The 13,305-nt window shown below is 27.6% G+C and carries 13 protein-coding genes; 1 reads left to right on the top strand and 12 read right to left on the bottom strand.

Going from position 1 to position 13,305, the window contains the following annotated elements; all coding sequences use genetic code 11:
• Positions 1-93: 93 nt before the first annotated feature.
• The gene (locus O212_RS0102500) at positions 94-1,329 is read left to right on the top strand and encodes an aminopeptidase (RefSeq protein WP_024613590.1); all 1,236 of its coding nucleotides are present in this window, start codon (positions 94-96) and stop codon (positions 1,327-1,329) included.
• 37 nt (positions 1,330-1,366) lie between these two features.
• Here O212_RS0102500 and O212_RS15855 read toward each other — a convergent pair whose 3' ends face one another.
• The 12 genes from O212_RS15855 to O212_RS0102440 form a co-directional block, all read right to left on the bottom strand.
• Positions 1,367-1,837, bottom strand: a complete 471-nt coding sequence (locus O212_RS15855) for a DUF3284 domain-containing protein (protein WP_024613589.1) — start codon at positions 1,835-1,837, stop codon at positions 1,367-1,369.
• 32 nt (positions 1,838-1,869) lie between these two features.
• Positions 1,870-2,178 (bottom strand): hypothetical protein, encoded by a 309-nt coding sequence (locus tag O212_RS0102490; protein WP_024613588.1) that lies wholly within the window; start codon positions 2,176-2,178, stop codon positions 1,870-1,872.
• 75 nt (positions 2,179-2,253) lie between these two features.
• Positions 2,254-3,138, bottom strand: a complete 885-nt coding sequence (locus tag O212_RS0102485) for a LysR family transcriptional regulator (RefSeq protein ID WP_024613587.1) — start codon at positions 3,136-3,138, stop codon at positions 2,254-2,256.
• Between the two features lie 26 nt (positions 3,139-3,164).
• Positions 3,165-3,467: a hypothetical protein gene (locus O212_RS0102480; protein ID WP_024613586.1), complete on the bottom strand. Its 303-nt coding sequence runs from the start codon at positions 3,465-3,467 to the stop codon at positions 3,165-3,167.
• 111 nt (positions 3,468-3,578) lie between these two features.
• Positions 3,579-4,010 carry a GNAT family N-acetyltransferase gene (locus tag O212_RS0102475; RefSeq protein ID WP_024613585.1) on the bottom strand — a complete coding sequence of 144 codons (432 nt, stop codon included), beginning with the start codon at positions 4,008-4,010 and terminating at the stop codon, positions 3,579-3,581.
• 177 nt (positions 4,011-4,187) lie between these two features.
• Positions 4,188-5,621: an amino acid permease gene (locus O212_RS0102470; RefSeq protein ID WP_024613584.1), complete on the bottom strand. Its 1,434-nt coding sequence runs from the start codon at positions 5,619-5,621 to the stop codon at positions 4,188-4,190.
• A gap of 234 nt (positions 5,622-5,855) precedes the next feature.
• On the bottom strand, positions 5,856-7,181 hold the full coding sequence (locus O212_RS0102465; RefSeq protein WP_024613583.1) for an NCS2 family permease: 1,326 nt from the start codon (positions 7,179-7,181) through the stop codon (positions 5,856-5,858).
• Between the two features lie 227 nt (positions 7,182-7,408).
• Positions 7,409-8,728 carry a hemolysin family protein gene (locus O212_RS0102460; protein WP_024613582.1) on the bottom strand — a complete coding sequence of 440 codons (1,320 nt, stop codon included), beginning with the start codon at positions 8,726-8,728 and terminating at the stop codon, positions 7,409-7,411.
• 143 nt (positions 8,729-8,871) lie between these two features.
• Positions 8,872-10,095 (bottom strand): ABC transporter permease, encoded by a 1,224-nt coding sequence (locus O212_RS0102455; RefSeq protein ID WP_024613581.1) that lies wholly within the window; start codon positions 10,093-10,095, stop codon positions 8,872-8,874.
• 1 nt (position 10,096) lies between these two features.
• Entirely contained in the window at positions 10,097-10,987 is an 891-nt protein-coding gene (locus O212_RS0102450) for an ATP-binding cassette domain-containing protein (RefSeq protein ID WP_024613580.1), read from the bottom strand.
• Positions 10,988-11,350: 363 nt separating this feature from the next.
• A complete protein-coding gene (locus O212_RS0102445; protein WP_024613579.1) occupies positions 11,351-12,352 on the bottom strand; it encodes a GGGtGRT protein in 1,002 nt (333 codons plus the stop codon).
• A 38-nt stretch (positions 12,353-12,390) separates the two neighbouring features.
• Positions 12,391-13,083 carry an iron-sulfur cluster assembly scaffold protein gene (locus O212_RS0102440; protein WP_024613578.1) on the bottom strand — a complete coding sequence of 231 codons (693 nt, stop codon included), beginning with the start codon at positions 13,081-13,083 and terminating at the stop codon, positions 12,391-12,393.
• Positions 13,084-13,305: the final 222 nt, after the last annotated feature.

Here is a 13,305-nt window from a genome sequence, read left to right as displayed (position 1 = left end):
ATACTTTTTCTTTGTTTACAGATTGTTTTTTGTATAGTATTTACTTTTTATAGTAAAATAATAGAAAACAAAACTTTAGGAGGTATTTAAAATATGGAAAATTTTAATGACTTATTAAGAAAATATGCTAATCTAGTTATAAAAAAAGGTGTTAATATACAAGAAAATGGGCTTCTATTTATTAATTCACCAATTGAATGTGCAAGCTTTGCAAGACTTCTTGCTGAAGAAGCTTTTAAAGCATCAGCAAAAGATGTATATATAAATTACTCTGATGAGCTATTTACAAGAATACGTTTTGAAAATGCTTCTGAAGAAACACTATCATCAGTACCTCAATATGAAATAGATAAATATAATTATTTTACTGATAATGGTGCTTCATTTATTTCAATATCAGCAAATGATCCTTCATTATTTAAAGGAATAGACTCAAAGAAAATAAGTGCTGCAAGTAAAGCAAGAAGTTTAGCACTTAGAAATTATTCAGATAAACTTATGAATAACGAAAATGCATGGTGTGTAATATCAATGCCAACAAAAGCATGGGCATCTAAGGTGTTTAATAATGTTTCAGAAGATGAAGCAGTAGAAAAACTTTTTGAAGCTATATTTAATGTAATGAGATTAAACTCAAAAGATCCTATTACTGAATGGACAAATCATTCTAACAACTTAAAATCTAATATGAAAAAACTTCAAGATTATGACTTTGATAAATTAATTTTTAAAAACACATTAGGAACTAACTTAGAATTATCTTTAGCTCCTAATCATATATGGTGTGGTGGTTCTGACTTCACTAAAAATGGAGTTGAATTTATAGCTAATATGCCTACAGAAGAAATATTTACAACTCCAAAAAGAAATGGAATAAATGGCATTGTATATTCAACTAAACCACTAAACTATGGTGGAAATTTAATAAATAACTTTTCATTTACTTTCAAGGATGGAAAAATAATAGATTTTACTGCTGAAGAAGGTTATGATTCACTAAAAGAGTTATTAGATACAGATGAAGGCTCAAGATATTTAGGAGAAGTTGCTTTAGTTCCTTATAACTCTCCAATTTCTAATTCAAATATATTATTCTTTAATACTTTATTTGATGAAAATGCATCATGTCATTTAGCTATAGGAAAAGCTTATCCATCATGTATAAAAAATGGTGAAGAAATGAATGATGAAGAGCTTTTAAATGCTGAATCAAATGTATCATTAACACATGTAGACTTTATGATTGGTTCAAAAGACCTTAACATAGTTGGAATAACTAAAGACGGAACTGAAATTCAAGTCTTTAAAGATGGTAATTTTGCATTATAATAAATAAAAAGTTGACCTATTTTATAGGTCAACTTTTTTAAGTATCAACTTCTTCTTTTTTAATACTTTTTTGAACTCTTTCATCATAACTTTCTATTTCATTTTGAAGCCCAGCAACTAATTGATTAAACTTATCTGTAATTCTTTTTCTAAATAATATATTTTGCAAAAATGTATTTATACCTGCAAACATTCCTGTTGTATTATCATTTTCTTCTAAAGAAAATAATGTCTTATCATCTCCAGATTTTTCAAAACTATATGTTGAAACACACATTAGTTTATCTCTTACAGAAGTTATTTGATAAAGTTTATCTTTTTCATATGCTGTTACTTCAACTCTAATATCAATTGTTCTTGATGAACCTGATTTAATCTTTTTACTAATTGTTGCTCCTAAAGGATTCTTTTCATTAAATTTTGGAAATTCCTTCTTTGCAGCTTTAATAAAAACCTTAAAAACTTTTTCTAATGGATAATCTAACTCCACTGTTTTTTTAAATCCCATATAAATCCCTCCTAAAAATAAAAAGTCTCTATTTATAGGTATTTATTTATTAGAGGCATAACTTTCTCGATTCTCTTTAGTCCAAAATCTACTGGTTTTAAGCTTATATATGGAAGTTCATTTTTTTCTAACTCAATTTTTATTTGTTCTTCTACTAACATCATTTCTGGAGATATTAATACAACGTTTATCTCCTCGTTTTTTATATAATTATTCATCTGTTCTTCATTAGAAAATATTGCATCAAATAATATACCCTTCTCCTTTGTATATTTTTCAATAGCATTTTTAAACTCTTTTGCTTGTCCAGTTCCCCTTGATAAAACTAATACCTTACCCATTTATACCTCCATTTTTTTCCATTTAATCCTTAAAGTAATTATACATTAAGAGGTATAACAAATTCAATAAATCTTTTACATATTTTCTTTTTTAGCTTCATCTATAAATAATTTCATATTATTACTTATAAATTTATCCTTATGTATTATAAGTCTTAAATTTCTTTTTATTTTATTTTTATTAAATGTTAGCTTACTTAGTTTATTACCCTTTAATTCATCTTTTATACATTGACTAGATACACAACCGATTCCAAGTCCAGCTTCAACACTTTTTTTGATAGCTTCTGTACTTCCAAGTTCCATAAAGATATTATAATCAATCTTATTGTCTTCTAAATACTTTTCAACTATTTCTCTTGTTCCACTGCCTCTTTCTCTCATAATAAAATTTTCTTTTGTTAAAACACTCTTGTTAATGTATTCTCTCTCTTCCCACTCACTATTATATTGCTTTATAAATACTAACTCATCTTCCCAAAAGTTGTCATAAATAAGCTCTTCCGAGTGAACTTTACCTTCAACAAATGCAAAGTCTATTTTATTCTCTAAAATTAATTGTTCTATATTTTCAGTATTTTCTATTATAAGTGATATTTCTATCTTCTCATTATTTTCAACGAAATTTTTTATAATATCAGGAAGTATATATATTCCTATAGTTGTACTTGCACCTATAACAATTTTTCCTTCTTGATTATTATTTATATTTCTTATTTTATCTAAACCTTCATCATAAAGATTTAAAACTCTTCTTACATAGTTTAAGTATACTTCGCCTTCATAAGTTAAACTTAATCTTTTTCCTATTCTGTCAAACATTTTTACACCAAGCTCATCTTCTAATTCTTGTATGGCTTGACTGACTGATGGCTGACTTATATATAATGCTTTTGCTACCTTAGTCATATTTAGTGTTTGAGCTGTTTCATAAAATATTTTTAATTTTCTAAAATTCACGCCATCACCTCTAAATTAAGTAAATTTTATTTTTTATTGTCATTAACTTCTTGATAATCAACATCTATTGCTTTTGATGGATCTTCATCTTCATCCTCAAAAAATGTATCATCTTCATCTGTTTTTGAATAATTGCTATATGATTGATAAGTATAAGTATTATCTGAATCTTTCTTTTTATTAATATACCCTTTAACTTTACTAATAATCCAAAGTGCCAATACTAATAAAACTATAAACGGTAATATTTTAATAAACAGCTTAAATATTAATGAAAGTACAAGTATTGCTATAATAAAATAAAGTATTGTCTTTAAATTTCTATTCATCTTCTCATTCCTTTTTATTGTCATTTTGTACTATTATACAATTTAATTGTTAAGTAATAAAGATGTTTATTTTTCAAATATATTAATATTATTATTTATACAATTTTATATTTATTTGTAAAGTTTTCTAAAACCAACTACTTCATCCCTAAATCCTATATTCTCATAAAATTTATGAGCATTTTTTCTATAACTTGAAGATACAACTATAGCATAAGTGCAATTTTTTAAACTTGCATACTTATCAACTTCATTCATAAGCTTTTTACCAATCCCCAATTTCCTGTATTCTGCTTTTACAACAACATCTTCTATTACTAAAAACGGGTTTCCTAAAGATGCTAAAGAGTTACAGCATACAGCTAACATTGATCCTACAATCTTATCATTTTCTTTTGCGACAACTAAAAAATAATTATCATCCTTTTCCATTTCTTTATATAAACTTATAGTCTTTTCAAATTTATTTTCAAAAGGTACAAGTTCCTTATATAAATCAATTAAATCTTCTACGTCTTCTAACCTTAACTTTTCTATTACCATAAAATTTTAACTAATGTTTATAAAATATAAATTAGCCAATCCCCCCAAATTAAATATAAGTAAAACCCTATTATTATAATAACATTATTACTATTAATAAGTAAATGCACTATAATTTATATTTAACAGTAAAAAAACATCTAAAAGTAATAACTTTCAGATGCTTTTTATTATTAACTATTTCATAGAATTTTTTTGTTTTCTTGCTATCTTTGGTAGTATGAATCCAAGTCCAATTAATATAAATGGTGTTGCAACATTTAATATTAATTGGAACCACCATCCTCCACTAAATGTGGCTACATCTTGTGGTACCATTCCTAATATACAGGCAAATGCTGTAAATATAAAACACCATACACCAAATCCTAAAGCTATTTTATCATTCTTAAGGAATTTGTAATCAGCTTTAAATTTATCTCCAGCTTTCTTAAGTAAAATAAATGCTAAGAATACCCATAAATATCTAAGTGGCATTACAACTGCATTTAATCTCAATAGCCAATTATATAATTCATTTACATTTCCTATTCCAAGTGCAGGAACAACTATTAATATGCTTACCAATATAGCTGTCATAATATAACCTCTAATAGGAGCCCCATGCTTATTAGTTTTTGTTAAACTATTTGGCACAAAGTTATCATCAGTATCTGCTAATAATACTTTAAGAGGTGCATCTATTGAGAATATTAATGCTGATATTTGAGCCAATGCATTTGCAATAGCATATATAAATAAAAATACATTTCCTATTCCATAATATTCACCAAGTTTTTGGAATGCATAATATTGACCATTCATCATAAGATCTTTTGGTATATTATTTGCATCAAACATCATTCCCATAGATATTGATCCTAATATAGCTGATATTGTAACCATAACTGCTAATATAATCATTCCTAATGGAAATTCCTTACTTGCATTTTTAGTATTATTTACATATGGAGAAATTTTTTCTGCTCCACCAACTGAGAACACAAGCATTGCTATTGTTGTAAAATATTTAAAATCAAAATTTGGAACTATAGTGTGCCAACTAATATTAGTAGTCGCTATGCTAACACCTGTTATTGCTGGTGCTGCAAGCATTAATACTATATATAATATTGACATAACAAATGTTGAAACTCCTGCTATTGTTCCAATAGTTTTAAGAGACGTTATTCCTCTTGATGCAACCCACATAAAAAATAAAAATATTACTAATGTAATAAGTTGCGCATATAATGGATTCATTTGTTTAACAAAATCACCATTACCTTGAACTACCCATCCTAAAGCTACTAATAAAGTCTGCGGCTTTTGAGCTAAATATGGAATATGTACAACCCAATAAGTCCAACCTGCAAAATATGCTAAAGTTATACCTTTAGTTTCTCTTATCCATGTACTAACACCAGCTTTACCATCCTTAAAAACTGATCCTAACTCTCCAACCATTAATGCATAAGGTATAAAGTATAATCCTATAATAAGGACCCATGAAACTACAACCTGTAATCCTTGATTTGCAAAGTTATTTACAACATTACCAAATCCCCATACAGATACAAAGGCCATCATTGCAAGATTATACCATCTAAGTTTTTTACTGTCATCCGCCATAGTCTCTCTCGCTTTCATATTAAATTTTATAGTCAAAATACTTATTCAGTATATCAAAAAAAATATTTTTCTACAACATTTCTGTTTATCTGAGCCAAACATTTGTCCGTTTAACAAAACAAGCTATAGTATTTAAATTACTTTTAATTCATTTAAATACTATAGCTAAATATTATAAAACAAGTAAATTTCTTAACTATATAATTCTATTAAAATAAACCTTAACTTAACTTTTTATTTTATTAAAAACTTAAGTAAGAATATAACTCCTATTACAACAGTAGTTATACTAATATCTTTTACTTTTCCTGTAAATAATTTTATTAATATGTATGATATTACTCCAAATATAATACCGTCTGATATACTATATGAAAATGGCATCATTATCATAGTTAAAAATGCAGGTATTGATTCTGAATAATCTTCTAAATTTATCTCTCTTATAGGCTCAATCATAAATAAACCTACTAATATTAATGCTGATGCAGTAACTGCTGGTGTTATTGCAGCAAATATTGGTGAAAAGAATAGTGCTAAAGCAAACATTATAGCTGTTGATACTGCTGTAAGTCCAGTTCTACCACCTTCTGCAACTCCTGCTGCACTCTCTACAAAAGTACTTACTGTACTAGTACCAACACAAGCACCAAAAGTAGTTCCTATAGCATCTGAAAGTAAAGCTTTTTTAATATTTGGAACTTTACCATTTTCATCAAGCATTTTTGCCTTAGTTGCGACTCCAACTAAAGTTCCTATAGTATCAAATAAATCCATAAATAATAAAGTAAATAATACTATTATCATATCTACTGAAAAAATATTATGCCATTCAAAGTCAAAAAGTATTCCACTAATTGAGGGTGGAGCACTAATTACAGCACTTGGAATTGGTGTTAATCCAAATGGAATACCAATTATAGCAGTTATAATCATTCCAATAAAAAGTGCACCTTTTACTCTTTTTGCTAAAAGTATTGCTGTTATTATTAAACCTACAATAGCAAGAAGTCCTGTACCATGAGTTATGCTTCCTAGTGATAATATTGTTCCTCCATCTTTTGGATGAATAACAATACCTGCACCTTCTAATCCAATAAGTGCAATTAAAAGTCCTATACCAACTGAAATACCTTTTTTTATGCAATCAGGTATTGAATCTACAATAGCTTCTCTAACATTAAATAATGTAAGTAATATAAATATTATACCTTCTAAGAATACAGCTGTTAATGCAAATTGATAAGAATATCCCATTTGTAGTACTACTGTATAAGCAAAAAATGCATTTAATCCCATACCTGGAGCTTGAGCAAATGGAAGTTTAGCATAAATTCCAGTTAAAAGCGTAGCTACAAAAGCAGAAAGTGCTGTTGCAGTAAACACTGCTCCTTGATTCATTCCAGCAGCTGCAAGTATTGTTGGATTTACAATAAGTATATATGCCATAGTCATAAATGTTGTAAGTCCTGCAACTACTTCTCTTTTAGGAGTAGATCCATTTTTTGTTACTTCGAAATAATTATCAAGTAATCCATCTTTTTTAAAGAAGTTTCTCATTTTATCACTCTTTCATTTGTTTTTTCGTCCGTCATTTATAATATATTATTTTCCGATAAATTTCTACCCTTTATCCGAATATTTTTTATATTTTTTTAAATTTTATATAGTTTTTTATATATAATACGAATTATACGCTATTTATTTCCTCTATATCATTCGTGTTTTCCGGATTAAAAAATGGATAAATTGTATTATAAAAACAATTTATCCATTTAAATTAAATTTTATTCTTTAAATATAGTTACTTCTACTTCTTCTATTCTTCTTCCTGTAACTTCATTTACTTTTAAATGTATATTATCAACATCAAATTCTACATTAACACCTTCTTTAGGTATTTTTCCCATTCTAGTTATCATATATCCATTTAAAGTATCAAAATCTTCATCTTCTTCAATACTTGTCCCAAATTCATCGTTAAAATCATGGATGTTTATAGTACCTTTTACTAAATACTTATAATCATCTATTTTCTTTATATCTGGTTCATCTGTATCATATTCATCATCAATTTCTCCAACTATCTCTTCTACTAAATCTTCCATAGTTACAATACCTGAGAATCCACCATACTCATCTATTAATAACGCCATATGATTTTTATTTAATTGAAGTTCTTTAAATAATTCATTTATTCTCTTAGTTTCTGGAACAAAATATGGCTTATGAATTATATGTCTTATATCAAGGTTTTCAAAACCTACTTTTCTCGCCATTATAAATAAATCTTTTGTATATAATATTCCAACTATATTATCTATATCATCTTCATAAACTGGTATTCTTGAATACTGCAAGTTTATTATATCATCTAATTCTTCATCCATATCATCAGAAATATTTATCATATATGTGTCTTTTCTAGATGTCATTATTTCCTTAGATAATCTATCATTAAATTCAAATACGCTATCTAACATTTCTTTTTCTGACTCATCAATAGCACCTTCAACTTCACCTTCTGAAATTAAAGCTTGTATTTCTTCTTTAGATACTTTTTCTTCTATTCCACTTTCATTAAGACCTAATATTTTAAGTATTAATGTTGTTGAGAATGATAGTATTTTTACAAATGGTTTTGTAATTATTAGCACAAAATATATTGTTTTAACTGAGCTTAATGCTACTTTTTCCTTATTTTTAAGTGCTATTCTCTTTGGTACTAATTCACCAAATACTAATGTAAAGTATGTAAGAAGTATTGTAACAATTATTACTCCTAATTGATTGGCATATGGTATATTTAATTTTTCTAATTCACCTGAAAGCACTACTGAAATTCCTGTTGCAGCTGATGCACTTGATAAGAAGGCTGCTAATGTTATTCCTATTTGTATTGCGGCTAGAAAATTCCCTTGATTTTTCATAACCTTCTCTAGAAGTTGTGCTTTTTTATTACCTTCTTCACTTAAAAGTTTAATCCTATTTTTGTTTACTGATGCTATTGCCATTTCTGCTGATGAGAAAAAAGCATTAATTAATGTTAAAATTATTATTATTATTATTTGCATAATAATACTTCCCGGCTCTGGTTCTATCATTATTTTCCTCCAAAATTTTATAATATAGAAGTAATATATCATATGTTTTATAAATTTCCAACTACTATATATTTAATAAATTAGAAATTTTCAGTATATATTCTTTTAAAAATAAGCTATCTCTTATTAAGAGATAGCTTATCTTTTTAAACTTTTTCTTTTAAAGCTTTCATTAATGAAATTTTGTTTCCATAATGTAGAGTTCCTCTTCTGTATAATTTACTACTGACAATACCAACTATAATTATAAAACCTACATTTATAATAGTAGTTATTGCAACTTCCACAAATCCTACATTTGATAAAACTATTCTCTCAAACATTATAAGTGGTGATGCAAAAGGTATATAACTCATAACTTTTGCAAAAGTAGTATCTATATTAAACATGCAATTCATAGCTATCAAAAATACAATTACGAATATCATAGTTATTGCTCCCATAGATGAATTTACATCTTGTGGACTTGATGCAAGAGACGCAACCGCTGCATAAAGCATTGAAAAAGTTAAATATCCAAGTAAGAAGTAGAATATAAATGAAATTACTATTGAAGCATTTAAATTTAAAGATTGTAATACTTCCATACTAAATCCAGATGTTTTAAGCATTATAAACCCTGCTCCTAAAAGTATTGCTATTTGGGTTAAACCAACAGCGCAAACACCAAGAACTTTACCAAAGAATAATTCCATTGGTTTTGCCATAGTAATTAAAGTTTCCATTATTCTATTTGTTTTTTCTTCTATAACAGAGTTTGCAACCATTGAACCAAATGTTAAAGTAATCATATATATTCCAAATACAAGTGCATATACAAGAGTCATTCTCTCATTAGATGAATTACCCTTTTGTATAACTTCTAAGCTTGCTGGAGTCATTATACTAGTATATTCTTCACTGCTTAATTTGTATTTTTTCATATTATTCATTATTTTCATATCATTTAATATAGAATTAATTTTCTTAGTTAAATCTTGACCTGGTGATTTATTTACATATAACTTTCCTATTATATCTTTTCCTTCTGAAACTTCTAATATAGCTTTATATTTTGAATCACCTGATTCAAGTTCTGACTTAACTTTATTAACTTCACTAATATTTTTAGCTATTACGAAATTATAACTATCATCATTTATTCTAGTTAATAAATCTTTATTAACTATTCCATTATTGATTGTCTCATTATTATTTACTTCACATATCATAATATCATCTGTTGAATTACTCTTAAATAAAGACATTATTTTATCTACATTAAAGAATCCAAGCATTATTATTAATGTTATTATTGTAGAAATTATAAGACCTTTATTTCTAATTGTTTCTTTATAAGTAAATCCAAATATAGTTAAAAACTTTTTCAAATTAATCACCTAACCTTTCTATAAAGATATCGTTTAATGATGGTCTTTCAAAATAAAAACCATTAACATCTAAATCTTGGTTAGTAATTTTTCTTAAAATATCTTTTCCCTTTTTTATATCTCTTAAATCAACTATAAATTTACCATTCTCATAATTATATGATGTTATATCTTCTTCATTTAAAACTTCTTTTATAGCTTCTTCTCCATCTATAACTAAGGCTTTTATGCCATAATCTTCTTTAATCTTTTCTAAATTTCCTTGAAGTATAGTTTCACCTTTTTTAAGCATTATTATATCATCACAAAACTCTTCAACATCGGCCATTCTATGACTACTAAAAATTAATGTTTTTCCCTTTTTAAGTAATTCCCTTATAACACTTTTAAAAGTTTCAACATTTACAGGGTCAAGTCCGCTAAATGGTTCATCTAATATTATTACATCTGGATTATGCATTATAGCAACTATAAGTTGAATCTTTTGCTTATTACCTTTTGATAATGTCTCTACCTTTTTATTTAAATATTCACTTATTTCGAATCTATCTAACCAATATTTTATAGTTTCTAATGCCTCACTTTTTTTCATTCCATAAAGTGATGAAAAATATAATAATTGATTTTTTACAGTAAACTTTAAATATAAACCTCTCTCTTCCGGTAAATAACCAAAAGATTTATGATCAAAATTTAACTCTTTATCATTAATTAAAACTTTACCACTATCACTTGGAAGTATTCCTAAAATTATTCTTATTGCTGTAGTTTTACCAGCACCATTTCTTCCAAGTAAACCTAATGCTCTTCCCCTATCAATAGTAAAATTTAAATCTTTAAGAGCTTGTACATCACCAAAGGATTTACTTATACCTTGTACTTCTATTTTCATAATGTCCCCCTTTTATTTATTAAGTTATAAATTTAACATATCAAATTTATTATTTCAATTGTACCATATTTTACATTTTTTTAAAATTTTTATTTATTTTACTTAATTTTATAAACTTTTTATATTTATTATTAATTTATTTATAAAAAGAATTTTTACTATTATATTTAATTTTATTATTTTTTTAAATTTAAAACTTTATTGTTGAATATATAAGTTAAATTTATGATAGATTAATTTTTGTATTTCTCTATATAAAAAAGAGTATCCGTAATGTATATATACATTACGGATACTCATATTTCATTTACATATTTCTATGTTTAAATAATCTTTAAATCTTAATAAAAACTTATAAGACTATTATTTATTCATTCCTTCTTCAACAGCAACTGCAACTGCAACAGTAGCTCCTACCATTGGGTTGTTACCCATTCCGATAAGACCCATCATTTCAACGTGAGCTGGAACTGATGATGATCCTGCGAATTGTGCATCTGAGTGCATTCTTCCCATTGTATCAGTCATACCGTATGAAGCTGGACCTGCAGCCATGTTATCTGGGTGAAGAGTTCTTCCAGTACCACCACCTGATGCAACTGAGAAGTATTTCTTACCTTCTGCTACACATTCTTTTTTGTATGTTCCAGCAACTGGATGTTGGAATCTTGTTGGGTTAGTTGAGTTACCAGTGATTGATACATCAACTCCTTCGTGATGCATTATAGCAACACCTTCTCTAACGTCGTTTGATCCGAAGCATCTAACCTTCGCTCTTGGTCCGTTTGAGTAAGCTTTTTCTCTAACAATTTTTAATTCTGAAGTATAGAAATCGAATGCTGTTTCAACATATGTGAATCCATTAATTCTTGAGATTATCATAGCAGCATCTTTTCCAAGACCGTTTAATATAACTCTTAATGGTTCTTTTCTTACTTTGTTAGCTTTTTCTGCTATTTTAATAGCACCTTCTGCAGCAGCGAATGATTCGTGACCTGCAAGGAATGCGAAACATTCTGTTTCTTCTCTTAGAAGCATTGCTCCAAGATTTCCGTGTCCAAGTCCAACTTTTCTGTCATCAGCAACTGAACCTGGGATACAGAAAGCTTGTAATCCTTCTCCGATTGCTTCAGCAGCGTCAGCAGCTTTTTTGCAACCTTTCTTTATAGCTATAGCAGCACCTAAAGTATAAGCCCATCCTGCATTTTCGAATGCGATTGGTTGAGTTTCTTTTACTATATCGTATGGGTTAATTCCAATTTCGTCACATACCGCTTTAGCATCTTCTAAACTTTCCATTCCGTATTTATTAAGTACTGGAATGATTTGATCTATTCTTCTTTCATAACTTTCAAATAATGCCATGATTAAATTCCTCCTTACAAATTGTTTAATTACTTAAATTATTCATGTCTTGGATCTACTAATTTAACAGCGTCTTCAACTCTTCCGTATTGACCTGCTGCTTTTTCCATTGCTTCGTTAGCATCCATTCCTTTTCCGATGAATTCCATCATCTTTCCTAAGTGTATGAATTTGTATCCGATAATTTCATTATCAGCATCTAAAGCAACTTTTGTTACGTAACCTTCTGCCATTTCAAGGTATCTTGGTCCTTTAGCAAGAGTTCCGTACATAGTACCAACTTGAGATCTTAATCCTTTTCCTAAGTCTTCAAGACCTGCTCCTATTGGTAAACCACCTTCTGAGAATGCAGTTTGAGTTCTTCCATATACTATTTGTAAGAATAATTCTCTCATTGCAGTGTTTATAGCGTCACAAACTAAGTCTGTGTTTAATGCTTCTAATATAGTTTTTCCTGGTAATATTTCTGAAGCCATAGCAGCTGAGTGAGTCATTCCTGAACATCCTATTGTTTCTACTAATGCCTCTTCTATTATTCCATCTTTAACGTTTAAAGTAAGCTTACAAGCTCCTTGTTGAGGTGCACACCAACCTATTCCATGAGTAAGACCTGAAATATCTTTTACTTCTTTAGCTAAAACCCATCTTCCTTCTTCAGGAATTGGTGCTGGTCCATGGTTAGGTCCTTTTGCGATTACACACATTTCTTGAACTTCTGTTGAATACATCATATTCTTATTTCTCCTCCCTAATTATTAGATTATAAACTTGATTTTTATGTATAAAAACTAGTTTACATTTCTAGCTAGGTCAAAAACTGCCCCACTGGGTAAGTTTTATCCTACATACATTTTAGCAAATGTCTACTCATCAAACAACTAAAATATTATTTTTTTTCATATTTTTGATAAATTTATTTACACAATTGATATTTTTAACTATTTTTGATATAA

Origin of the sequence: Clostridium sp. Ade.TY (assembly GCF_000498355.1) — a bacterium.
Taxonomy (GTDB): domain Bacteria; phylum Bacillota; class Clostridia; order Clostridiales; family Clostridiaceae; genus Clostridium.
The sequence above is the reverse complement of the archived record's forward strand: the minus strand, read 5'-3'. Positions and strand labels throughout refer to the sequence as shown.